The sequence below is a fragment of the Acidicapsa borealis genome (assembly GCF_059115245.1).
Genome location: NZ_JCACNY010000001.1, coordinates 2,926,840 through 2,951,130 on the forward strand (window position 1 = coordinate 2,926,840; position 24,291 = coordinate 2,951,130).

General features: G+C 51.2%; 23 protein-coding genes and 1 pseudogene. 15 read left to right on the top strand and 9 right to left on the bottom strand.

The window, feature by feature from the left end:
- Nucleotides 1–506: 506 nt before the first annotated feature.
- The 6 genes and pseudogenes from AC5S27_RS11985 to AC5S27_RS12010 form a co-directional block, all read left to right on the top strand.
- Nucleotides 507–743: pseudogene (locus AC5S27_RS11985) on the top strand (J domain-containing protein); the annotation flags it as partial.
- Nucleotides 744–995: 252 nt separating this feature from the next.
- On the top strand, nt 996–1,733 hold the full coding sequence (locus AC5S27_RS11990) for a hypothetical protein (protein ID WP_493937361.1): 738 nt from the start codon (nt 996–998) through the stop codon (nt 1,731–1,733).
- A 97-nt stretch (nt 1,734–1,830) separates the two neighbouring features.
- Nucleotides 1,831–2,760 (top strand): hypothetical protein, encoded by a 930-nt coding sequence (locus tag AC5S27_RS11995; protein WP_493934791.1) that lies wholly within the window; start codon nt 1,831–1,833, stop codon nt 2,758–2,760.
- Entirely contained in the window at nt 2,757–3,524 is a 768-nt protein-coding gene (locus tag AC5S27_RS12000; protein WP_493934792.1) for a Mom family adenine methylcarbamoylation protein, read from the top strand. The genes AC5S27_RS11995 and AC5S27_RS12000 overlap by 4 nt, the downstream gene beginning before the upstream one ends.
- Before the next feature lie 379 nt (nt 3,525–3,903).
- Nucleotides 3,904–4,146: a hypothetical protein gene (locus AC5S27_RS12005; protein WP_493934793.1), complete on the top strand. Its 243-nt coding sequence runs from the start codon at nt 3,904–3,906 to the stop codon at nt 4,144–4,146.
- Between the two features lie 76 nt (nt 4,147–4,222).
- Nucleotides 4,223–4,399: a hypothetical protein gene (locus AC5S27_RS12010; protein WP_493934794.1), complete on the top strand. Its 177-nt coding sequence runs from the start codon at nt 4,223–4,225 to the stop codon at nt 4,397–4,399.
- A 220-nt stretch (nt 4,400–4,619) separates the two neighbouring features.
- Here the strand turns inward: AC5S27_RS12010 and AC5S27_RS12015 are convergent, their stop codons facing one another.
- Nucleotides 4,620–5,174, bottom strand: coding sequence for a helix-turn-helix domain-containing protein (locus AC5S27_RS12015; RefSeq protein WP_493934795.1), 555 nt, complete (start codon nt 5,172–5,174; stop codon nt 4,620–4,622).
- 704 nt (nt 5,175–5,878) lie between these two features.
- Here AC5S27_RS12015 and AC5S27_RS12020 point away from each other — a divergent pair.
- Nucleotides 5,879–6,583, top strand: a complete 705-nt coding sequence (locus AC5S27_RS12020) for a hypothetical protein (RefSeq protein WP_493934796.1) — start codon at nt 5,879–5,881, stop codon at nt 6,581–6,583.
- Between the two features lie 140 nt (nt 6,584–6,723).
- Here AC5S27_RS12020 and AC5S27_RS12025 read toward each other — a convergent pair whose 3' ends face one another.
- Nucleotides 6,724–7,386 carry a hypothetical protein gene (locus AC5S27_RS12025; protein ID WP_493934797.1) on the bottom strand — a complete coding sequence of 221 codons (663 nt, stop codon included), beginning with the start codon at nt 7,384–7,386 and terminating at the stop codon, nt 6,724–6,726.
- A gap of 85 nt (nt 7,387–7,471) precedes the next feature.
- Here AC5S27_RS12025 and AC5S27_RS12030 point away from each other — a divergent pair, with 85 nt between their 5' ends.
- The 3 genes from AC5S27_RS12030 to AC5S27_RS12040 all read left to right on the top strand — a co-directional run bounded on the left by AC5S27_RS12030 (nt 7,472) and on the right by AC5S27_RS12040 (nt 8,988).
- Entirely contained in the window at nt 7,472–7,894 is a 423-nt protein-coding gene (locus AC5S27_RS12030; protein WP_493934798.1) for a hypothetical protein, read from the top strand.
- Nucleotides 7,895–7,929: 35 nt separating this feature from the next.
- Nucleotides 7,930–8,187 carry a hypothetical protein gene (locus AC5S27_RS12035; RefSeq protein ID WP_493934799.1) on the top strand — a complete coding sequence of 86 codons (258 nt, stop codon included), beginning with the start codon at nt 7,930–7,932 and terminating at the stop codon, nt 8,185–8,187.
- Between the two features lie 66 nt (nt 8,188–8,253).
- Nucleotides 8,254–8,988: a hypothetical protein gene (locus AC5S27_RS12040; RefSeq protein ID WP_493934800.1), complete on the top strand. Its 735-nt coding sequence runs from the start codon at nt 8,254–8,256 to the stop codon at nt 8,986–8,988.
- Between the two features lie 42 nt (nt 8,989–9,030).
- Here the strand turns inward: AC5S27_RS12040 and AC5S27_RS12045 are convergent, their stop codons facing one another.
- The 4 genes from AC5S27_RS12045 to AC5S27_RS12060 all read right to left on the bottom strand — a co-directional run bounded on the left by AC5S27_RS12045 (nt 9,031) and on the right by AC5S27_RS12060 (nt 14,025).
- Nucleotides 9,031–9,702: a hypothetical protein gene (locus AC5S27_RS12045; protein WP_493934801.1), complete on the bottom strand. Its 672-nt coding sequence runs from the start codon at nt 9,700–9,702 to the stop codon at nt 9,031–9,033.
- Nucleotides 9,703–10,141: 439 nt separating this feature from the next.
- Entirely contained in the window at nt 10,142–11,230 is a 1,089-nt protein-coding gene (locus tag AC5S27_RS12050; RefSeq protein WP_493934802.1) for a 5-methylcytosine restriction system specificity protein McrC, read from the bottom strand.
- Nucleotides 11,227–12,972, bottom strand: a complete 1,746-nt coding sequence (locus tag AC5S27_RS12055; RefSeq protein WP_493934803.1) for an AAA family ATPase — start codon at nt 12,970–12,972, stop codon at nt 11,227–11,229. The genes AC5S27_RS12050 and AC5S27_RS12055 overlap by 4 nt, the downstream gene beginning before the upstream one ends.
- 129 nt (nt 12,973–13,101) lie before the next feature.
- Nucleotides 13,102–14,025 carry an HNH endonuclease gene (locus AC5S27_RS12060; protein WP_493934804.1) on the bottom strand — a complete coding sequence of 308 codons (924 nt, stop codon included), beginning with the start codon at nt 14,023–14,025 and terminating at the stop codon, nt 13,102–13,104.
- 320 nt (nt 14,026–14,345) lie between these two features.
- On the opposite strand from AC5S27_RS12060, the gene AC5S27_RS12065 reads away from it, so the two are divergent.
- Together AC5S27_RS12065 and AC5S27_RS12070 are read left to right on the top strand one after the other, a co-directional pair.
- Nucleotides 14,346–16,772, top strand: a complete 2,427-nt coding sequence (locus AC5S27_RS12065; protein ID WP_493934805.1) for a type IIL restriction-modification enzyme MmeI — start codon at nt 14,346–14,348, stop codon at nt 16,770–16,772.
- Entirely contained in the window at nt 16,762–17,955 is a 1,194-nt protein-coding gene (locus AC5S27_RS12070) for a GIY-YIG nuclease family protein (RefSeq protein ID WP_493934806.1), read from the top strand. Before AC5S27_RS12065 ends, AC5S27_RS12070 begins: the two co-directional genes overlap by 11 nt.
- Before the next feature lie 56 nt (nt 17,956–18,011).
- Here the strand turns inward: AC5S27_RS12070 and AC5S27_RS12075 are convergent, their stop codons facing one another.
- Both AC5S27_RS12075 and AC5S27_RS12080 read right to left on the bottom strand, forming a co-directional pair.
- On the bottom strand, nt 18,012–18,755 hold the full coding sequence (locus AC5S27_RS12075) for a hypothetical protein (RefSeq protein WP_493934807.1): 744 nt from the start codon (nt 18,753–18,755) through the stop codon (nt 18,012–18,014).
- An 11-nt stretch (nt 18,756–18,766) separates the two neighbouring features.
- Nucleotides 18,767–19,144 carry a hypothetical protein gene (locus AC5S27_RS12080; protein ID WP_493934808.1) on the bottom strand — a complete coding sequence of 126 codons (378 nt, stop codon included), beginning with the start codon at nt 19,142–19,144 and terminating at the stop codon, nt 18,767–18,769.
- Nucleotides 19,145–19,535: 391 nt separating this feature from the next.
- On the opposite strand from AC5S27_RS12080, the gene AC5S27_RS12085 reads away from it, so the two are divergent.
- Together AC5S27_RS12085 and AC5S27_RS12090 are read left to right on the top strand one after the other, a co-directional pair.
- Nucleotides 19,536–20,171: a recombinase family protein gene (locus AC5S27_RS12085; RefSeq protein WP_493934809.1), complete on the top strand. Its 636-nt coding sequence runs from the start codon at nt 19,536–19,538 to the stop codon at nt 20,169–20,171.
- Between the two features lie 559 nt (nt 20,172–20,730).
- Entirely contained in the window at nt 20,731–22,395 is a 1,665-nt protein-coding gene (locus tag AC5S27_RS12090) for a hypothetical protein (RefSeq protein WP_493934810.1), read from the top strand.
- Between the two features lie 262 nt (nt 22,396–22,657).
- Here the strand turns inward: AC5S27_RS12090 and AC5S27_RS12095 are convergent, their stop codons facing one another.
- Nucleotides 22,658–22,852: a hypothetical protein gene (locus AC5S27_RS12095; protein WP_493934811.1), complete on the bottom strand. Its 195-nt coding sequence runs from the start codon at nt 22,850–22,852 to the stop codon at nt 22,658–22,660.
- Between the two features lie 419 nt (nt 22,853–23,271).
- On the opposite strand from AC5S27_RS12095, the gene AC5S27_RS12100 reads away from it, so the two are divergent.
- Nucleotides 23,272–24,255, top strand: a complete 984-nt coding sequence (locus AC5S27_RS12100; protein WP_493934812.1) for an MvdC/MvdD family ATP grasp protein — start codon at nt 23,272–23,274, stop codon at nt 24,253–24,255.
- The last annotated feature ends 36 nt before the right edge of the window (nt 24,256–24,291 follow it).

Genomic DNA, 24,291 nt, shown 5'->3' on the forward strand with positions numbered 1-24,291 from the left:
CTCTCACAAACTCACGCGCTTGTTTACCATTGTCCTCGCCGCTCTCCAAGCTAACCCCTCTGAAGTTATTGCTAGGATGATCCGAGCAGCGAAGCCTTGTCACGCAAGGATTACTACCGCACCACGGGTCATGATGCTCTTTGCATCTTTTGTTGCACGAGCCGTATACATCGAGGTAAACGCTATTTGTAGTAACTGCGTAGCGTTGCTCTAGTTTGAAGTGATTCTCTAACCGACGAATCACGCTTCGATATGCCTTCTCTGCTTCCATATTTCAACCCTCTGCAACAGGCAAGCTGATGCATTTCCTTCCTCATTGATATTGGTTTAACGTGCCATCGATGCCCCGTACAATTCTTCAACTTCATGACATTGGCGGAACGGTTGGTACTCTCTTAGTGTCATTGGAGACAGGCTCTCAGCTTGGGAAGATGTTGCTCATTCTCCGATATGGACTTTTTCCCACCGGCATAGTTTCGCTACACTGCAAGTGAGGTAAGCAGATTATGGGCGTTTGCAAGTGCGGTAAGAAGGTTGTAGGAAGCAGAACTCAATGTCGTAGGTGTGAAGCGCTCAACGAGCTTGGTTTAAATAAGTCAGCGAATGAGGCTTCGATCAAGGCAGCATATCGGGATCAGATCAAGGCATGGCATCCAGACAAGCATGGAAAAGAAACAGTAGGGTTGTTGATCGCAGAGGATAGAGCAAAGCGCATAAATCTGGCATACAAATACCTGTCCACTCCTCCCAAAAAGGGAGGTGCACAGACTACCCGACAGTCATCTGCCACACCTGAACCTCCTCCGCGTCAGTCGTCGGCTAGATCAGAGTCGAGCAAAGGACAGGCGGCAGGTACCGCCAAATCACCTCAGCGGACAGGTGTCAAGGAACAGCAGCCAATAACCGGCAGCAAGACTCAAACAAATGGTTCGCGCCGGAAGCAGCAAGCAATTCCTAGTTACCCTCAGCGGGATTTTATCCAGTGGAATTCCGCCTTGTCTAAAGCGCCAATAACTCGCACGAAGGCTGCGGAAGGGCTCAAGAAGTGGATTAGCAGTGAGGCCGCGAGGCGCACCTCAACCGTTGCCTTCGTGATAGAAACTTGTAGAAGAATTGGAGTTGAACCTGATCTTGCCAAGTTTGCAAAGCCTGAAGACGCGCGAGTTGATGTGTTAAGGAACCTTTGGAGAGGTACCGTACCGAACGTTAAAGAACGCACTCTTGCAATCGAATCTGATAAGCAGTTCACCGAGAGGATGGACAAGATGCGGGCATCTGTCGTTTCCTTCTCTCACGCTATTCAGCTTCGAAATGCGAAATTACCAACTCAAGATGGAGGTTTCCATGTCTCACTTGACTATGTGCTCAACTGCTGCCATCTTCTCTCAGCTTCCCTTGCAACTGCATCTACTCTAGTTAAAAGAGAATACATCCAGCCGATAAAACTCGTGGACTGCTGCATAGGTCTTGTTTGGGAACTTCAGGAGACACATGGTCTTTCTCAAGCGGAGTGTCATGCAGTAATTCGTTGTGCACTGCTCGCACATGGCTGTACAGATGAGCAGGTGGCTCCGTTTGGTGCAGGCTCAGTGGACAGAGGTACCATCCGCGCCAAAAAGGAAGCTCTCGCCAAGAAGATTATCGATAGCGCGAATGTCATTGGGCAAGTCATACAGAAAGTCAAACCACACAATAGAGGCTCTTACGCGACTATGAAAAAGTCATCCGTCTAAAACTCCAGACTTCTTCCCAGCCTGCAATCATTTATCCCCTCATCATTTGTAAAGACGGCGATTCGTGAGCCAGCCTAGTAAATGATTGAGGAAGCTAATGAGCTACGAAAATTTAATTGGATGTACACACGTTCCCCCCGCAACTGAGGTTGCCAATCAAAACTCCCAGAATATTTCCCTTTCTCACGCAGATTCTCCGCGAGTAATGGCATCCAGCACGGCCTTAGTCACTAATTCAACCTGTGTTGCGGCTGCAACACAAGTCGCCAGCTTTCGCACGATGACTTGTCTTCAGCTTCGCAAATATGTCGAGTATCGGTCCGCCCGCTGCAATGCTCACGTCGAGGGTTTCAGACGAAGATGGACCGAGTTATACCCCGCACTGCTTGAGGCTGAGGCGCGGTACAACAAAAAGCAGGGTGCTCGCACCGACCTCCACGACCTGAAGGAACCGGGGTTTCACGAGTTCTTGGCTTCCGTGGGCGTTCCACCGGGAACCTACCGTTCTTGGAAGAGTCGGATTGATGCGGCCATGAAACAGTTGGGTGAGGTGGTTGGCCCAACCGAAGCCGGTAGAGCGATGAAGGGCAAAACAGCACGTAGAAGGAGCAATCCCGCCCCTGCATCCGCGAGTGCAGCCGTAACTGAGGCAGAAAAGAATCTCATCGAAGCAAAGGCAAAGTTGGGGCCGTTGGCTGAAAACGGGAATCCACAGGCCAAAGCATACCTTGCCGAGTACGAACAAGCTCACGCTAAAGCCGTTGCTGCGACTGAGGCCACAGAACCCGAGACGGAGGAACCAAAGGCCGACCTGAAGATCAACAAGCGGCTTTCGGCCATTGCAGAAGTGGCAGAACGGTACATCAGGGTGATGGAACGCGTCGTCTACTCGGGCAATGTGACTCTCAGCGACCGGCAAAAGCGTGACCTTGAAAGCGCATCGAAGCCATGGCGCAAGTTGCTACGTGATGCAAGAGAACTTACTTGGGCCATTAAGATCATTGAAAGGCAAGAGGAGGCAGCATGAAAGCATTTCAGCGCACGATCCGAGAGACTGCCCCGTCCGAAGAAGATGAGGTCGTCAAGCGGGAGCTGGCTAAAGATTTCGCACGCGCATCTGTGAAGGAGATTGACTACGCTACAGCGAAGGCGCTGGTGATGCGCTACGAATGGCTTCAGTCAATGGGGTCTGCACGCTGGTGCTTTGGCCTGTACTTCGGCGAACACTTGGGTGGTGTCTGTTGCTTTGGCGCAACTGCCGGAACTCATGTCGCCGAATCCGTGGCCGGAATGGAAAACGCCCACACAGTTTGCACCTTGGTGCGTGGTTGCTGTTTTCCGTGGACACCGAAGAACAGTGCCAGTTATCTCATTTCCGAAGCGTGCAAACAAATGTCACAAATTTACGCTAAGCATCTCTTTGTTGCCTACGGGACCGAGGAGGCCGGGGAATTGGGTCAAATTTACTCTTCGCTGAACTGGACTTACACCGGGACCACACAGCCAGCTCAGCAGTTTATCCTCAACGGGAGGCTGCATGACAGCCGACAGGTTAGTGGCCTCGCACGCGACCGGCGCGGCCATCGGGAGGGCGAACCGATGAAGTACCGACGCTCTCGTGCTGAACAGAAGCGGTTACTGTTTGAACAAGGCGCTCTGTTTGTCCCGGGGTTTCCGAAGCATCGCTATATCGGGGTCTATGGCTCACCGGGAGTTGTGAAGCGATTAAGGAACGCGGTCAAGCTGCCATCTTTGCCGTACCCGCGCAGGGAACCCGGTCTGGCGAAATGAAATATTTAATTTTGTTGGCGGTGATGGCGATGGCTGTCACGGTGGTGTGGGTTCCGGCTCATCGAAACCCGTCGGCTTGCATTGGACGCAATGCCGGGAACTCGTGCTGGGTCGCCGTACAAATTTGAGCCGGTCTACTTATTCAAAAACTCGTAATACAGTACCTTTACACTTCCTTAAGTATGGTGTCAACTGCCAGAGTTGTGAGAGAGCGGCTTCTCACAAGTGTTAGCCAGTTTACGTGTTTACGAAGATACCGTACTTTTTGCATGTCTATTGGACTTTCTATTTTGTCAGTCAACAATCAACATACAAGAACGCTCTACCTCTCACCTTTATAGACGGTGGTTTCAGACAAGACCGTCTACGGAGACAGTAAATGACAAATATCAAGAAAAATAAGTTGCAAGATGCCATCAATGCAGTGCGAGAGGTCTTTTATGACGCAATCCAATGCCGGATACGCTATTCAGGAAAGCCTTATGCTGCAATCGCGTCCGAACTGGGATGCAGTGAGCAGTTGGTTTACCAAGTAGCCAAGCTTCGCAGTTTGAGTCGGAATAGCAACCCGCCTTCCTGCGATCATGATCCAGCCGATGCCGGTGGGGATCGCCATGAATAATTACGGCACTCCATCACCTGATGATCTCAACCGGTTTGTCACATTGATTCGGTTTCTTGCGCAAGTGAGTACGCTCATGCAAAGCATCAATGCAGAGACCGAACGCTTTAACCTGCTACTGGATGAGCAGACTGAGGCACTCAACCGAAATCGATTGCACGTCGAAGACCTCACCTCAGCTTTGTCGGACTACGGCGAAGAGTTGGAACGAGCTTCAATACTTGCCCGTCGGGACGACTCAGTCCCTTCCTAGACAATACGACAAACACAAATGCAAAAGCCAAGTGTTGAGATGTACCAAAACGCTTTCGCCGATTCTGATTGCCCTTCGAGAGCTTTCTTTAGGGCTCGGATTTCTCGCAAGGCAGAGTCCGACTATGTGCGTCTCTCCCAAAGTTATCTCGCCGCAAGCTGATTTGAATAGTGTTTCAGTGAGCAGATGCGGCGAGATGTCTTTAAGGTGGCGCTTCTCGTCATGCTAGTTCGTCGTCGTCGTCCTCGAGCAGATACGGAGCAGGTATTGATGATGATGAATCTACATACAAGCCAACCGGGTCATCGCAATCACATCGACCGTGATGGAACTCCCCATAATTGCACCGATGCCAGCCTCCTCCCATAACTTCATCGGAAGGTATTTCCACCTCCGCCGTTGATATCGACGGCTTACGAGTGAATCTCCGACCGGAAAGTTTGCCTTTCCCCTTGACCGAATCAGCATCAACACCTGCTGCCTCGCAAATCTTGTCATAGTTGAGGGTATAGGTGTTGGTTCTTCGATCCTCGGTAGGAGGGGAAATAGAGATGAGGCCAAGAGCATGAAGGTTTTGAATCGCTTTCGATACGGCGGCTCGGGAATAGTACGTGCGCTTGCAGAGTCGGGTGTAACCAGCCCATGTTTGATTGTCTTTATTTGCACGTTCCGCGAGATCAAGTAGGACGGCTTTATCTATCGCACCGAACTTTGTTTTGTGGTTTCCATACCAACCTTCAATCTTTACGACTTTATCTGTAAATTCAAATGACATTGGAGTTTTCCTCCATGTTGGAAATAGAAGTGTAGCGGTTGGCCTTGTGTATGTTGATGCCCATCCGAACAGGCGTCACGATGATAATAAGTGTATCCATGTAGTTCTCCAAGTAGGGGTTGCCTACAATAGAGACACTCGTAGTTCATAAAAACAGAATGTGCCAGTGATGATTTTTTTATTTAGCTTATGACCTAGCAATTGTAGACCGTTCTTATTGGAATACTTCCGTCCACATGGCGAATACGGAATGTCTTTATTATGAACAGCCTATTCGTATCGCGAACTGTTCATGTCTGTGTCAAGAACAGCAACTGTTTGTATTGGATACATTACTGTTTACGGAAAAAGACTTAAACAACTGATTCTAATGCGGAACGGCGTATAATCCGTCAATATCCCGTAACAAAACCCGTAAGTATTAAACCGTAAGTGAACACGTCAGCGTACCTCTATCAAATGACGGATACGTCATTTAGATGATTTCTCAATAGTCTAAAACGGAGGAAGAGGCCCAACAACGAACCGATCGACAAGACCGATAGCAGAGACCGGGAGAGTTCCGTTAAAACAAATTACGAGAAAGCCCCGGCCGCCCTCGCGGATGCGGAATCCGGGTTTGCTGCTATCCCTAGACACGGGTTCCATCGTCTCTGTACTATCAGACATTACCAATCAAACATGCCGATACAAGGGAGCGAGTCGTGATTCGTCTAATGGTAACTTTGTTCCTGATCATCTCACCCGTTGCCTCTCTGAGCCAGATTGCCTGTGCCGTTTATAACGAGAGTAAGGAAGCCTCAAAATCCCTTCCTGATGCAGGCATCATGCTAGGCTGCAAGTCATTTAATGAGCTTGTGGTCGCCAAAGGAATCGAAATCAAGCAAGCATCGACCGTTAAATCTTATGGCTGCTTCGCAGTTGATCTACCGCATGAGGCTGATGACCTATTCATCTTCGTAGAGATAGGCCAAGACATCGACAATCCGGATAAGACCAAACCCAATGGCTGGGGATTACTGACAACCTACCATAAGGGACTGAAAATCAATGGAGCGATGGCGGAGTTCGAATGGAGACAATACCCCAAAGATCATTCGTCTCTATGGACCCCGGGAATCTGGCTAGGCGACGGCAAGACTCAATTGGTATCTCTCAATGCGGACGGAACACTAACTCGAAATCCTAAATCCGATGAAGCATTGCGTGCCGCCCAACTCCCACAACTAGAAGTCAGTGTAGATGACGACACCGTCAGGTTAAATTTGGCCTTGAACAACGACAAACACGCATTGGAAACTCTTTCATTTAACAGGTTCACTGGTAAGGCAGTGACGAACATCAATTCTGGCGCTTGGCGCTGTATACAGGCGACTCCTGCCCTCTCGATTGAGCCCAACAAGCCTTAGATAGTTTTGGCTCTACTCCATACAAGCGGAGCTGACGGCTGCGCTTCTGCCATTCTCCGGCGCCAGCAGCGAAATGATTGGAGGAACCCGTGCCGGTTGGGATGATGTCTCCGGCATCGAGTTGAGTGAAGAGTATGCTGCTATTGCGGAGGCTCGGTTGAGCTTTCAGACATAAATCCATAGACTAGGTAACCGTCGTAGAACATCATCCTGTACACCCGGCCTCCGTCTATCTCCGCTACCGCATAGTGAAAGACCTTTGGTGTAGTCGTAGGTCGAATCTCAAACCTCATCTGTGAGATTAGAGAATAAACGGCACGAAAGGCCAATACCTGTTCCAGCGTAGTTCCTTCTTGCGGCAGCGACAAGTTTGGTGTCAGGACTTCCCAAAGTTGAATCTTCTCTCCGGTCTCCCGGAAGTGCAACGCTGTGAAAATACCCCTCATCACCGCGTTAACGCGCTCGACGTCGGTAGTGAATACACCAACTGTCTCACCCTGAACCATTGCAGGGCGGATGTCTGAGAAAGATGCATAGAGCAAGGCTGGGCTGTGTTCAAGAGACCTCATGGCCTTGTTTTGAAAATGTTTGTCTCCTACCTCGTTGACTCCCAAAGCCAGACAAACGACGTTCCGTGTGTATTCCACGTCAAGCGAGTTTGCATTGTTGTGAGCTGGGCATGAGGGCACAGTAATGAGATTGATTCGATGGCCTTCCGGGAAAAACGATTGTGGCGGAACGTGCTCTCTAGTCGTTGCCGGTTGGTCGCAGGCGTAGCAGGTCTTTCCATTTCTATTTGTCATGTTGTTTCTCTCCAGTAGTGCCTCCCGTCACCTGTCTTAATTCTGAGCGGGTGAGGTAGAAAAGGCAAATACCAAGTTCCTTGGTATGAGAAAAACAAAGCTATCCGCACTCGCAGTAGAAGCCCTATCAGCCTCAACAATCTTAAATAACATTCTCACCCTACCCGGCACACTCGACCGAACCACCTACACCGAAGTTGACAAAGTTCTGAAAGAGGTCGGAGGAAAGTGGAATAAGGCAAAGAAAGGCCATGTCTTCCCGCATGACCCATCGTTTGAAATCCAAACCATCATCAGCACCGGCGAAGTCATGCTGTTGTCCAAGAATGGCTATTTTCCAACCCCTAGAGAGCTTGCGGAGGTCGTTGTAGGCTACGCAGACATTTGGGATGGAGGTTTATCCGTCCTCGAACCGTCTGCCGGTTCTGGTGGCCTTGCTGATGTGATTAGAGAGCTTCATCCTGACGCTAAAATCAAGTGCTACGAGATTCGCTGGCAGACTTCCTGAGTGTTGATCCCGAGCCCATCTACGACCGGGTTGTGATGAATCCGCCCTTTGAACAACAGGGCGACATTGAGCACATTACCCATGCGTTCAAATTCTTGAAGCCGGGTGGCAGGCTTGCTGCTATCGGCGGAGGCGGCTGGCAATACCGCAAAGACAAAAAGACCGCAGCTTTCCAAGAGCTTCTGGACGAATACTGCATGATGGATGAGGCCAACCCATCAGGCAGCTTTAAGGCATCGGGCACGATGGTTGGGACTAGGACACTGGTGTTGTGGAAGCCGGGGAACAGCTAAAGCGCATATGAGTGAGTAGCGAACTGCGTACTTGTCATCGAGGGATGCTTGAGCGGACAATGAATTATGTCCACGAGAGAGCATTTCACGAACTTCCGGTGTTTGACGTTCGCTACAGGTCTGGCCATCGCAGGAAGCGCGTTCGGGGCACAGGTAAGCGGCTGGACCCACTGGATTTCCATCGGAGTAGGTTACGGGCTAGGAACAATGCTCGTGGTTGATGCCATCGTGTTAGTCACGATGTCCTTCGTCAAGGAGGAGGAAGAGTCTGCCGCTATCGTCCCAGTACAAGCACCGGGAATAGTTCCGGGGGTTCCATCGTTATCAGCGTTGCTCGGTCAGCATCCCAGTGTTGACTTCGATACGAATGTGTTCTTCGCCAAGGCATACTACAGTCCGGTAACAGCAGAAATGGAAAACAATATCAAAATAGTCGCTCAAAAGTATTCTGCTACCAATAAGGAAGCATTCTATGCCCGTTTCATAGGTGTCGGTGCGGTCGCTTATCAGCACGACATTACGTGGTACACAATATTTGGAAGCCAAGTCAAAGCCTTAGCAGAGTTAACTTCTCGTGGTCCTATTCCAGTGAATGATCTTAAAGAACACTATGAGAAGGCTGTAGAGAACTACCCGAAAACATACGTGGACTATTCCTTCGAACAGTGGATGGCATACATGAAGGATCGAATGCTAATTGTGATCTATCCCAGCGAAATGGTAGAGGTGTCTTTCAATGGACAAGATTTTCTCAAGTATCTAGCTCACGTTGGCAGGTCGTACAGCGGGAAACCGAACTAAGGCTCAATGAAAAAGTGGGGGACTGCGAGGAATTCCATCCCGCTAGGGATGCCTCAAGCCGTGTTTATCAATGTGCCCCTTGAATTTCAGGTAGATGTCCATAAAGTAGTTCGCTCCGTAGCCATAGAACAAGTCACGGGCATCAGGAAATCGAGCAGCGCCGACATCTTCCGTCAGAATTGACCACACAGTTGGATGAACAAACTTAGAGCACACTTTATTAAGGCTGTCGAATTCCTCAGCAAGCCCTACATCGTTAGCCCAATTGCGCGTTATCAGGTGCCCTGTAATAACGCCCCCCTCGGCAGTCATCTTTGAAGTGAAGTCAGACAACATGGCGTCGAATGAGCTTACTGTCAGAGACGGGTTCGCCAATAGTTCCAGCTTCTTCAGCTTCTTCAAAATTTCGATACCGTCTATCCACCTATGAGAGGCGAATTCGTCTGCTTTTACTTCTGATAAGAGTATATTGCGCATGAAAACATCGATCTCTAGCAGATTGCGACATGACCACGCTAGGTAGTCCTGAGCATCATCGTCGAATGCTCTCGTAAGCAAACTGTAGTTAATGAGCGCGGTTCTACCAAGACTAGTCGTGATGTGATAGAACCGACCGGTTACCTCGTCGGTTGGGATAGGTAGAGATTCGAGAAGCGTGAAAAACCGCTGGGCGATGTCGTCTACTCCAGACTTAAGTTCAGAAAGGTTTGGCATGATTCGTAGATCATATCTCTAAATATGCGTGGCACCCCAAAATTGAGCCCAAAGTGGCCATTCCCGATCTCAGTGCATAAACCGGTAGATGAGCCTAGCTGCTTTGCGTAGCAATCTTCACATTTATTTCTCTGATGGAGCCTCACTCCTGCCGTGGCTTCGGTCACCCTTGCTCAAATTGCTCCGTAGACCTTTTTGACCACCCGTAGAGCCTACCTTGCCGCCGCCGGGACGTCTTCCCCTGCTTTCACGTGCTGCCGCGTCCTGAGGGCTTCTATAAGGAGTAGCGCAATATGCCCCGAATCAAATGCTCCATTATCGAGCATCGCGAGATTTGTCAGTTCTGAACAAGCGTTGCATTTCCTGCGATGATCTACCAACTAACGATAATGTAAAGCTTTGCTCTTATTGCATTGCAGCGTGCATCTCACCGTTCCGCTCAATTGAGATTCTCTCTATATACAGAGGGGCTATGCGCCACATGCCTCTGAGTTCCCAAAAGAGACAGAAGTTCCTCCTCAATTGCTTCCCATCGCTGATTCAAATTCAATGTGAAAAGCGTTACGGGGAATCCATCAATGACGAATGAAGAATCCATCGAACTGTCTGCCACTGGATAGATCAGCATTCCCTCCGGCAGAATCACCGACTTGAGCGCATGTTCGGCTCGTAGGTATGCAAGAAGCTGATACAAATTGGCAGAGTGTGCCTTCTTAGTACCGTGATGTGATTGAAGAGCATCTTGATAATATTTTGCGTCGATTATCACGCTTCTCGTATTGCTGTACAACGTGATGTCTGTCTGCATTCGGGGAAGAAATTGTAAATCGCTCGGAACGAGTGCAGACGCCTCCCACTTCAGAGTCTTAGACCCCACTTCTGTAAATTCTCCCTGCTTTTGTCTATAGAAATTGCGAAGGAACTCCTCGAATACCCTTGACATCTTATTCTCGTCTGACAGGAGGTCCGTGAATTGGGTCTTTCCGGTTGTATCCCTGTCTGGAAGCAAAAGGGAATGGACGAGTCTGCACACTGAGAGTAGGAATCCATAGTATCGGTTGTTCCGATTGAGTTGAATCTTTCCAAAGTGGCTGGCGTCCACTCGTATCGTGTCCACCCCTGCTAATTTTGAGTAAGTTCTCTTGAGGCTGTCTCTCAGTTCAAGACTTACATGCCCCGCTCCCATCAAGATACCTATCGATGAGCGAATTATTTGATTGTGTAGTATGTTCGCTGTTAGGTCATCGTAGCTACACACTGCACGTATGGTCGCGTGACGCCGCTGTCTGACGGTCTGAGTGAACTCAATCCGGCCACGGAGAACCGCTGCCTCTTCCACGAGCACTGTGTACCCTCTGTCTAGCCCCCTCCTGAGAAGACGGTCTACGCCCGAGACGAGCACATAAGAGCATAAATCCAGAACATCGGAACTTGCTGGAATTGCGCCAACGTCAAAGGCGAGTTCTTCTGGCGCATACCTCCACGCGAAGCAGAGCAGGTAGTAGACGTTTTGGATCGGGATTGTCAAATGGATGCACTCAGCTTATCGATCAATCCGCTTGATTGTTTAGGATCGTCGTACCAGTACTCTTCGAGCAGTGGCTGAATTTCTGTCTTCACCACGCGCTTAAACCACTTCTCGTCCAAATTTGTCTCCAGCTTGCTCGGACAGAAGAAGCTGTGACCGATGCAAAATCCGCGACCAAGTGATCCGTCCGCTTCAATCAGATTATTTAGATCAGTCATTCGCTCTACCACCGCATCGGCAATTTGTTCCGTGGCTCTTTCCGCCAACCATGCACGGAACTTCGGTGATTTGAATTTCGGAGACAACGGAATGAAAGCAAAGCGACGACGGAGAGCGTAATCGACAAGTGCGAGGGAACGGTCAGCGGTATTCATTAACCCGACAATGTAGAGGTTCGGAGGGACAAAAAAGCTGTCTTTCGAGTAGGCAAGATTGAGCGCAAATCGTGGAGACCGCTTATCGTGCTCAATCAGAAGCAGCAGTTCGCCGAAAATCTTACTGAGGTTTCCTCGGTTTATCTCATCAATCACGAGAACATACTGATTCTGTGGCTCTGAAGTAGCCTTTTCGCTGAACTGGCGGAATATCCCTTTCTGCAGCTCGAACCCGCCGTTCTTTTGAGGGCGAAAGCCTTCAATAAAATCCTCATACGAGTATGACTGGTGGAACTGAACGAACTTCACTCTCTGTGGGTCTTTAGACTTAATCAATGAATATGCAATTTCCTGCGCGACGAAGGATTTTCCAACTCCCGGAGGCCCCTGAAGTATTGCGTTCTTCTTGCTGCGAATCGTTTCGAGGATTTCCTCGAATTCGGATCGCTCCAAGAAGATGTCCTGAATTGCTGAATCTATCGAATACGCGCCATCGACTTCAAAATCGCTTGGCACTTCTTCTTCAGCTTGGGGAAGCTTTTCTTCGGGGCTGTCGGCCACACTGTCTGGTTTCCAAATTTCCTTGACGGGAGGGTGGTAAAAGTCGATTTCTTCCCTCGGAAACCTTTGCTGTAAACCTCTTCGAATGATCAAGAGTGTCCGGTCAAGTTCAATCGCTGACGATTCGTCCCGCGTGGCCACGAACGAGGAAGCAAGTTCTGGAAACGCGTCCACAATCGTCTGCTTCTCGGAGCCGGACGACACACGCTCGAAATCATTAGGGAATAGAAGGTACAGCAGCATATGCCTGAATTGACGCTTTCCAGTGCTCGGAAGACTATCAACCCAGTTTCCGAAATCCCACGGGCTAGACTTCAGCAATGCTCGTCCGGGTGAACCGTCGGCCTTCAAGAATTGAAGTAATTCTATCTGGAAAGCCAGTTCATACGGCCTCTTGATGAAGTACGCTATCCCTCCTGAGCCAACGCCGAAGTCTAGTATTTTGAGCATGGGATGTTCACTGTCGATCTTCATTCCAGACCATGACCACACCTCCATCACGCTTTCCCTCTTTTTGTTGCCAGAGATGTTGGATGGGAAAAGAAGCAAAGCCCATATCATCTCTGCCGCCAATTGCTTTACTTCCTGTTCTGCTGGCTTCAACTGCAGGCGAAGCTTATTGATGAAGCTGTCCTTACCTTCAATGGGATTCTGCACAAAATATTTATCGAGCAGGTCAATATTTTTGGCGTTCCAAAGTTCTTTGTCTGAGAATATGGAACCGCTTGAGAGGAGGCACTGTTCCTTCCATTGGGTCGCGGCATCGAGGATACCGTTTAGTCCTTCACGAGTAGAGAGTATCGCCACTTTCTTGTTCTCCTCACATTGTTAAAAGAGTCACTTGTCTGACCACTTCAAGTGGAGTCCTAGTCGGTTACCAGAACCTTTTGCTCCTAGGAGTTTTGTCAACCAATATCGATTGAGTAGTCCTATCCCTCAAGGCTTATACCTATTCTCGTTGTGCCACGCCAGTTGCTCCACGGACGGTCTGAATGCTGGGTCACCGGGCAGGTGCACTACCTTGCCTTGCAGCGCGTAATATTCCTTGCCATTATCGAACTCTTCCTTGAGACGACGGCTCACCTCAACACGGAAATCCGGCATGACCGTCATGTATCCCCTGTCGAACAGGGTGTGGATATCTTGATGGAGCAGGAGGCCATTCGTGGGATTATGACTTCCACCTTCAGCGTAGGGTCGGATGTGGGCAGCATCAAGCACATGAAGTACATGCGAGTTGGTGAGGGCGCATTGCCGCTTATATACGTCGGTCACGATCACGCGGAACGCACCCTGACCGAGGCGAGGCATAATCGTCTGAGGTTCCCCAAACCGAGATCCATTTTCGAAGAGTTCTGGTTCCATTGTCGGTAGGGCACGAGCTTCCAGCCGAAGACTGACCTCCGACCAAATCCGGCGACCGGCCTCCTCGTCGGTTGTGAACCCCTTTCCCTGAACCGTGTGCTTAGGCCAGTCGGGGACAGGAAGCCACTCATCCCTCTGGAAGAAAAAGGGGCTTTGCAGAAGAATGCAACCGACGTTGTAATCGTTGGCAGTGCCCGGTTCTACACGCCGATACTTCTCAATCCGCCGTCGCATCTCAGATTCGGTCTTAGCACCGTTTTTTTTCCCAAAAGCCGCCCACGCGAAACTCGCTGGCACGACGGTGTAGTGGCTGAAGAAACCACCCCCAACGATGAAATTGTTCGGGCTATGGAGCTTGAATAGAAGTGGCTCCCCGGGAACGAGGGAATGGAAGGACTCTGCTCCGCTCGGTCGCCAGAAGTTGACTTCGTCCGGGCGCAGGTCTGTCAAGTAGCCAAACCAGTCCGAGTCGGTGATGGCGACGAAGAGGCGCATTCTATTCCTAACCTAGAAGGTTGGAAATTATTATCGCTCTTGGGTTTTCCCCCTGTCCAACGAGGTATTGATCGCGACTAACGCGATACGAGGTGGGCAATCCAGCGATTCCAATGACTTCCGAGCACACGTTGACCAGTGCTAGTCGCGAGACTACGCTAGAAGATTGAGAATCCATTACTCATAGGCACGGCGGGAATTCGGTTGCATCCGCCATGTCCAACCAACAGTGGGCAGTGGGGGCCGCCTGTGGCATCCGTTTGACCGACCTCGAATGGAAGCATTGCAGGTTGTGTACTTGAAGCGGGAGGGAAGTACCGTTGAACGCAGTTGAGATTGAAGAGGCAGTATCGCTGCTGGCTGAGCGGCAGTTTGACCGGGAACACTTCCCCTACGCTTTCCTCGAAGCCTTTGGTAACAAGGACACAACCATCAAGCGTCTCAAGGCCGGTGCTTCGAACAAATCTGATCTCGGCGGCGTCCTCCAAACGAACAATATCCACATTGCTACATGCGATGCAGGTGAGGTGACGCGGACTTTGGCTGCACTCCGTCAAAGTCCGGCAACCGCTAAAGCCAAGGCAAAGTTCATTCTGGCGACTGACGGCGTGGATTTTGAGGCGGAGGAATTGACCAATGGTGAAACGGTCGCCTGCGCCTATAAGGATTTCCCTGACCACTTCGGCTTCTTTCTGGCTCTCGCTGGAATAACCACAGTGCGGCAAATCGCGGAAAACTCATTCGACATCCGGGCAACGAGTCGGCTTAACCGCCTCTATGTTGAACTGCGGAAGGATAACCCTGACTGGGAGACAGGGGAACGCCGCCATGACATGAACCACTTTATGGCGCGGCTCATCTTCTGTTTCTTCGCGGAGGACACCGGCATCTTCAACACCGACCTGTTCACCGGCACCATCGAACGGATGTGCGACCGGGACTCCTCCAACACCCATGATGTGATTCGTACGCTATTCCTTGCCATGAACACCAAGGCAGAAGACAGGGATGCAGGCAACATCCCCCGGTGGGCTATCGGCTTCCCCTATGTGAACGGTGGACTGTTCTCCGGCAACCTTGAAGTACCACGCTTCAGCAAGATTGCACGTTCATACCTACTGCACATTGGCAATCTGGACTGGAAGAAAATCAACCCTGACATCTTCGGCTCGATGATTCAGGCCGTGGCCGAGGACGCCGCCGATGATGGGAACATCCTCGGTACGTATCTCGGCCAGCTTATCGACCGGAACCGTGTACACCTCTTCGCTATGACGGGTTCGTACTTCCGTGGCGATGCCGGGGCAATCCTTGACCCGGTGGACGAGAGCAAATTTGAAACCGTCACCTACACCTACTATGAGCAATTGAATGGGTACGAGTACCTTAAGCAACTCGATATCGGCTACTACTTCTACAGTGGCTCGTACTCTGACGAGATTCTAAGCGTGCTTGACCCGGCGAAGAAGACGATTGTCCACATCCCCAATGTGAATGCGCGGGAGAGTACCAAGGACAAGATTAAAGAAGTGGAGCACATCATCGGGGCGTTGGGAGAATGGCAGGGCATCGACCCGGCAACAGGTTTCCAGCTTGTGAAGATTCCCAGTGGCAAGATTCTTCGAATTGCCGACCTTGTGGATGATGACTCGGCCAGACGGGATCGCGTTGTGAGTGCGTTAAAAGACCCCACCAAAAAATTCACTCGTGACCACGTGGACATCATCATTGCATTGGGCATGGCAAAGGAAGGTTTCGACTGGATTTGGTGTGAACATGCCCTGACGGTTGGCTATCGCTCCAGCCTGACCGAGATTGTTCAAATCATCGGGCGTGTCACTCGCGATGCCGAGGGGAAGGCCACCGCTCAATTTACCAATCTCATTGCAGAGCCGGATGCCGCCGAGGAGGCTGTCTCCGAAGCTGTCAACGATACGCTCAAGGCCATTGCCGCCAGCTTGCTCATGGAACAGGTTCTTGCACCACGCTTCGAGTTCCGCCCAAAGAATTCGGCGAACCAACCTACTCCGGGCTACGAATACGGAGCCGGTGGCTACGACGAGAACAGATGCAACGTTGGCGTCAACGAGCAGACGGGTGCAATCCAAATTGAGATTAAGGGGCTGACACTGCCCAAGACAAAAGAGGCGACTCGCATCTGTCAAGAAGACCTCAATGAAGTGATAGCCGCCTTCGTACAGGACAAGACGGCCATCGAGCGTGGATTGTTTGATGAGGAACTTGTACCAGAAGAGCTGACGCAAGTGCGGATGGGCAAGATTGTCAAGGATAAGTATCCCGCGCTTGATGCCGAAGAACAAGAGGCAGTTCGTCAGCACGCGATTGCCGCTCTCAACTTCACTCAACAGGCGAAGCAAGCGTCTAGCGGCGACGACGAGCCCAAGGCGAATATGTCGCTAATTGAAGGTGTGAGGCGTTTTGCGATGGACGTCCGGGAACTCGACATTGACCTGATTGACCGGATCAATCCATTCGGAGAGGCTTACGCCATTTTGGCAAAGACGATGAGCGAGGAAAGCTTGAGGCATGTCGCTGCGGCTATTTCGGCCAAGCGAACAGTCCTGACGCCCGACGAGGCTAAAACATTAGCGGTACGGGCGCTCAAATTCAAAAAGGAGCGTGGCAGAGTCCCTTCGCCTACCGCACAAGACCCATGGGAAAAGAAGATGGCCGAAGGTGCGTCGGCATTCCTCCGCTTCGACAAGGAGGGACGGTATGCCGGATGAGTTCGATCTTGATGAACTTCGTTCTGAGCTTTCCGAGTACGCTGAACCAGAGAAAACGCGAGGCCGATCTGCTGTTGAAGAGAGAGTCATAGCGGGTTTTGAGGAGATTCAACGCTTTGTCGAGAAGCATGGTTACGTACCGCAGCATGGCGAAGACAAGGACATATTTGAGCGGCAGTACGCAGTTCGTCTCAACCGGCTGAGAGAGCTTGAGGAGTTTCGCGCTCTCCTTGCTCCCCTCGACCATCAAAGACTGTTGGTCGTATCTGCGGAGCCAGCCCATAGTGATGATGACGTCGACCTTGACGAACTGCGTTCAGAACTCGAAGGCGCTATCGGCTCCAGCGACATAAACGAGCTTCGGCACGTCCGCAGCAGTGCAGAAAAGCGGGCTGCGGAAGAGATTGCTCATCGTGCCGTCTGCGAGAACTTTGAAGAGTACAAGCCCCTCTTTGAGCAAGTGAAGCGAGAGCTAAAGGACGGGGTGAGACAGACTCTACCGTTTCAGAAGCTTGATGAAGTTAGGCTTGCGGAGATTCAGGCGAATCCATTCTTCATCGTTCAGGGGCAAATCGCCTACATCGCCGAAGTTGGTGAAGATTTCAAGACACAGTATGACCGGCGCGACAGCCGCCTGCGGGTCATTTACGACAACGGAACCGAAAGCGATTTGTTAATGCGCTCATTCCAACGTGCGCTTCATCGGGATGAGACAGCACGAATCATTACAAACCCGGACAACGGGCCGCTGTTTGCTCAGGAGCTAACCGGTGACCAACTCGGCAGCGGTACCATCTACGTATTGCGGAGCAAGTCAGAGCAGCCAGAGATCGCCGCACACCGCAACGTTCTCCACAAGATTGGCGTCACGGGCGGTAAGGTTGAAGCACGCTTTGCTAACGCAAGGCTTGACCCCACGTTCCTTATGGCCGACGTGGAAGTTGTTGCGACTTACAGCCTGTACAACATAAACCGGGTCAAGCTGGAGAACCTCATCCACCGGGTGTTCGACAGCGCTCAGTTGAATTTGGAAATTAAAGACCGCTTCGGAACCCCGGTCAGGCCGCGTGAATGGTTCCTCGTTCCGCTCCATGCTGTCGACGAAGCAGTTGAGCGCATCAAGGATGGGACTATTACTGAATACGTCTATGACCCAGTGGTAGCACGCTTGATCAAGGTTTAATCGTAAGGCGCTCATAAAGAGCGAGAAGTTAAAAGGCCCCGCTTTAGGTACAAAGATCAGTTTTGTTTGTCAGCCGGAAGCTCTGCGGCGTCAAGTAGCGAGAGCAAATAGAATCCCCGCTTGCTGGGCCTATAGAACTGTTCAGAGGAACCTGTGCTCGTGTATGGGATTGGACTGAGGATCGCTAAACCGAATCCCGCTAATCGTGATCCAGTGGACAATCGGTCGTCGTTGTGAATTTTCAGTTGGTGCGCTCTATCGCAGAAACCCTTGTAGTGCATCGAGAAGTAGTTGGGATCATGCAGATTTGGAGTCTTAGTCAAAGCTTCCCGGTAGGATTCACCTAGCAATTTGAGCATCTGAATGTCGTCTTCCCCGAGTTCGGCGAGATCGTGAACGTACGTCGCCAAATCTTCCTGCCGATGTTCGTCCTGTCCAGTCGGGAAACAACCATGCGCGGCAACCCTCGCTAACAGGCTTGCATGATCTTCATTTACGGAACGTTTGGACTCTTCAATTAACGTTTGCAACATTCTCTTGAACCAGACTGAAGCAAAGACAGTTTGCATATCAGATGGCCAACGATTCTGAGTCCGCTCCAATTCATTGCACAGAGAGCGAACAGCGGTTGTGACCCGCTGCCAACGCTCGGCATTACTCAATGTGCTTTCGACCGCTGAGATGATTCCAGCCAATGGCAGAAATGCGCCAGCTATTTGGAGAACGTCACCAATCACGTCTGGAGCTTCCTCTGGTAATAGAGCGCGGGTGTGTTCAATTGGATCATCTATTTTCATCATTCACCGCAGTCTCATTCGTCAGAATCATCATCGGACTTGTCATTGTCAGCCTTGTTTTCAATCACATAATCTCTGCAACCTTCCGCGAATGATGGCGAGTTCGAAGTCTCCCCGGCTGTGTCGCAGTCGCTCTCATCGTCGATCCCATGTTCTTCCGCCCAGTTATATCCCGCTTCATGTCCACCGCAATCGGAGGAGCACGGGTTTCCGTGAAAAGTCAGTGGGCTTATTGATGTCGAAGAGGTGTCAGTTTGGTCTTTCTCGGAAGATGTTGTGTCCGAGGAAGACGTAATCACCTTTGACGGCGCTGGTGTGACGGGTCTTGTTCGCGTAAGAACAAAGACAACCGCGACAATAACAACGATTCCGAGAAGCAGCTTCTTGCTCATGTAGTCGCCCCTTTCTCCGCCGGGGAAGTTTTCGGAGTTTTCTGGGTCCGCTTTTTCTTAACCCTAGCCTCTTTCGTACGCCCATCCACGCCGCCCTTATCCCACAGTGTGCTTCTGCATTTCTTACTGGCGCAGATAGTTGGACGCTCGACCGATGGAATCCAAGCGTGGCCGCAAATATCGCACACCGCCACTTTTTGTAGCCGCCAGCCCATGCGGGAATTATACATACTGACCTCCGGTCAGAATAATCTTGCATCTCGCTCAAAGGCGGTCTATATTATGACCATTGGACAAAGTGCAAAAAGGTCATAATGCGAACGAAGCCCAGACAATTCACGTTTGTCATCTCTCAGATGATTTTGATTAAGAGCCATAGGAGGCAACTGGCATGAAGAAATGTGCAATCTACGCCCGAGTGAGTACCTCAGACCAGCGTGTGGACAACCAGTTGTATGATCTCCGCAAATTCGCTGAGCAGCGTGGCTACGAGGTCGCTTGCGAGTACACCGATGTCGGTATCTCGGGCAGCAAGGCACGTCGCCCCGGCCTCGACGCGATGCTAAAGGATGCCCGCAAGAGGAAGTTCGGCGTTGTCATTGTCGCCGCATTCGACCGCGTTGCACGCAGTACGAAACACTTTCTAGGCGTTGTCGATGAGTTGGACTCCCTAGGCGTAGAGTTCGTCTCTCGCCGAGAAAACATCGCGACCGACGGTGCGATGGGACGGTTATTTCTAACCATTATTTCGAGCATCGCTGAACTGGAGGCGGACCTGATTAGGGAGCGCATCCGCGCCGGTATGCGGAGACGGAAGATGGACGGCCTTCCGTGCGGCAGACAGCCTCTAGAGGTTGACCATGACGCCATCGTTTCCGACCGGCTCGGCGGGATGAGTCTGACTGATGTCGCGAAGCGATACGGCGTGAGTAGAGCCTCGGTTGTGCGGTGGGTACGAGAAGCCAAGCAATCTGGCTCCGCTCAGGCTCCTGAGAAGAATCAATGCAAAGAGGAGGTAGCAGCATGACGGAGAAGGTGATTGTCAGATTCAAGCCCCCTAACGGCAGGGGGCAAACCCCAACGAGCGAGAGTCTGAGTGACACATTGGACTCTCTGGCTGAAGCTGAGGAACTTCATTCATTGAGGGATGAGGCAACCGAGGAGGTCATGACGCTTGCAATTGAAGTGTTCCGGAACCGAAAGGGACGCCCCGTATTACTTCACATCACAAAGGAGCAACTATGAAGACCTACGACAATAGCGGCAAGCTCATCGGTGAGATCAACCATTTCCGGACTCTTGACGGAAAGAGCATTAGCACGAATACGCTATACAATATCCATACTGGCCGACCTGTCTGTCAGACGGTCACCGTTGTCCAATCAAACGGCAAAGTGTCAACGTCCACGACTCTCGGCGGCAAACTCCTGCCTTGATGGAATTGAACCCGGCGGACTGCACCGCCGATTCTGTCAGTACAGAAACCACCTGACATCTGACCAGACCGTCTGGTGGCTTTTCGCTACAATGGCCACTATCAGAATTCCTAGCCCATAACTCCCCCATTTTAGAAGGAGAGTCACTAGATGGCCGACGCTTTATTTGCCGATGCGTTACCTCCCCGCAAGCCTGTCGCGTCAGCAGCCGACGATGCCCAGTCAATTCCACTCACATTGGTTGTCACCGACTCCGAGACTGTCGTGGAGTTGCTTCAGAAGAGTGATGGTAGGGAGCGAGATGAGTATGCCCTAGCCGCGCTCAGGATTGGCGTTCTCTCTCTGAAGCACGCTCGTGGACAGATTGATGCTGACGCGGTAAGGCGGGAAGGCGAGAAGCTGCTCAAAGACATGAAGAATGCCTTGGATGGTTCCCGAGACGATATCCGCGCGAATCTTACGGCTTCGCTCAAGGAATACTTCGACCCAAATAACGGGCGCTTCCAAGAGCGCATCGAGCGTCTCATAAAAGAGGATGGCGACCTTGAGAAGGTGTTACAGCGGCAAATCGGCGGCACCGGCTCCGTGCTGGCTGTAACCCTTGCCGAGCACATCGGCAAGAACAGCCCGTTGATGAAGCTATTGAACCCGGAAGAGGCCAACGGACTTGTCTCATCGGTTCGCTCCGCCATTTCGTTGGTGATTGATCAGGAGCAAAAGCTAATCCTCGCTGAATTCTCGCTGGATAACGACCAAAGCGCCCTCAAGCGGCTGGTCAAAGAATTGACCGAAGCCAACGGGAGGATGAGAACAGACCTCGCAGGGGACATCGGCAATGTGGTGCAGGAGTTCTCTTTAGACAAGGAAGACTCGGCTCTGAGTCGGCTCGTAAAGCGGGTGGAAACCGCACAGGAGACCATAACGAAAGAGTTTTCCCTCGACGAAGATGGTTCCGCCCTTTCCCGGCTTTCGACCGTCATCAACGCCGCTAAGGGTTCCATTGATGCGAACCTGACCCTCGACAACGAGGGCTCTGCACTCTTTCGTCTGAAGCGGGAACTGGTCGAAATTCTCCATTCCCATGAGCAGAAAGTTCAGGTTTTCCAAGGTAATGTTCAGTCGGCACTCGAAGCGATGAAAGCACAACGTAAAGAATCCGCCCGTTCGACCCAGCATGGAAAGGATTTCGAAGCTACAGCTTGTGAATTCTTGGAAAAGGAAGCCCAGAAATCTGGTGACGTTGCAAGCAGGACTGGAAACACTACCGGCTTGATCAAGAACTGTAAGGTCGGCGACCTCGTAATTGAGCTTGGTGCCGACTGTGTTGCCGCCGGGGAAAAGTTTGTGATCGAGGCGAAGGAAGACGCCAGCTATACGCTGACAAAGGCTCGGATCGAGATTGAAACAGCCCGGAAGAACCGTGGGGCAAAAGTGGGCCTCTTCCTGTTCTCTGCTTTGACGGCACCGGAAGGAATCGACATACTGCTTCGACAAGGCGAGGATGTGTTTTTGGTGTGGGACGCCGAGAAGATTGAGTCCGATGTAATCCTGCGTGCCGGTCTATCGCTGGCAAAAGCTCTGTGTGTTCGCCGACTAAAGGATCAGGACGACGAAGAAGGCAATTGGGATGACATGGACGCCGCTATCTTGGCTGTCGAGAAGGAAGCTGCTCGTTTGGCGAACATGAAGATATGGACTGAGACCATCCAAACAAACAGCGGCAAAATCCTCGATGAAGTTCGCAAGATGACTGACAATTTGGCGAAACAGGTGGCTGTACTTCGGGAGAGCGTTGAGATTTTGAGGCAACAATAGGGCAGAGGCATCGTACATGGACTTCCCCCAGCCTGACTGCCACACCGCCCATTCCTTTCCCTGCTTGGAGACGGACTGGGTGCCGTGTGCCGAATGTGCTCTGCTCATCTGCTCGGTGCATGACGACCCAGTTCCCGTCCGCCACTCCGGCAAACACGCGGCAAAGACCTCCAGTGTCTGCTCCCCATGCGTTCAGGCGCTTTATGAGCGCGGGGATTTATCGATGATTCGGAACGGCTACCAATACGTCAATCGGCGGTGATTACGACCGCTTGCGGCGACGGGGGAGTGGTACGACTTCCAGCTTTTCGTACACGCCTTCTTTATCTAGGCCACTGACCAATTTGGACATCGAAAGCTCGAACACTTCGCAAATTCGAAGCAGTGTGGTGACGGTTATGGGGCGACCGGCCTCCACTTGTTGCCAGTGGCGGGTGGAAAAGCCAAAACTGAGCATGTCCTCCTGCGAGTACCCACGCTTCTTTCGAAGCTCCCGAACCTTCGTACCCAAAGCGCGGAAGAATGAAACTTGATTCGCCACGCTCTGAGAATTAAAGTGTTACGAGCAGAAACACCACGAGCAGATTAGCGTGATATTCTACCGCCAAGTAATCCCAGCAAGAGAGATAATCTGAAACAACAGCCCTAGAACGACCCTAAGGAGAAATGCATGAAACTGACACCCGTTGAACTTGTACAAGCCCCGGTAAGTTTAGCTGTCGGGGAACACCGTTATGATTTTTCCACTCAAAGGCGCATTGACGTTAGCACGTCATACGCATACAAGATGGGCACAACGCAGACGTTTAGCACGACGGGGAAACCCATGGATTCTGATCGATAGGGCAATGATTGACATGGAGCGAGGCGAACCTTATGAGGTTCGTCTCCCCTTCCTTAAAGATGAGCGAACTACTCATAATCACAAACTCGTACGATGTGACGACCGACTTGCTTCTCGACAGGCTTCCGGAAGGAAGTGTCTTCCGATTTAACTTCGATCAAATTGACAAGTACAAGATTCGCTTCGACCAGAGTGGCTTCTCCATCTCAGCCCCAGATGGAAGAGCAGTCCATAGTAAGACTGTCGCGAAAGCTTATTGGCGTAAGCCTCTCAATGCGGACCCGGACGCAGAGAGTCTAGGTGCTGCGAGGCAATTCGTACATGCTGAATGGCGCTATCTGCTGAACGAAATAGTGAATCTGCTCTGGGCAGAGAATAGGTTCGTATTAGTCGAACCATTCGCCGAACTCAGAACCGGAAAACTTCTCCAACTGCTTCGTGCAAAAGATGTCTTCCATGTTCCAACATATGAATTCGTGTCCAGCCATGCTCCAGCAGCAACAGATGCAGTCGTGAAGTCGCTCTCTGGAGAACCCGTAGACGGCAAAGTGCTCTATACGACCAAAGTTAACACTGACGACCTTGACCTGCGCTATCCATGGTTCCTTCAGCAGTACGTACCGGCCATTTACGACGTCACGGTGGTATTCGTGCGGGGCGATATGTTCGGCTTCAGATTGGAGAGAGACTTCCTCGGCGATTCTCCGGACTGGCGGAAGCACATGTCCCAAGACCAACGATGGACGCCGGTTGTCCTTCCCCAAGAGCTGCTTCAAGCAGTGTCCACATACATGGATAACCTGAACCTAAACTTTGGGCGTCTCGACTTCTTGTTGGACGATGAGCAGCGATACTGGTTCTGCGAAGTAAACCCAAACGGGCAGTTTGCTTGGTTAGACCTGAACGGGGAGAACGGAGTGCTCAACGCTGTCACAAAGGAAATCTCGCCTAGTACGGAGCATCATGCAATACGACATGAGCACCCACTCGCGCTCTCGATTCGAGACGGGAAGTAGTCAAGATACCGAGATGGACGATGGATGATTGAACCC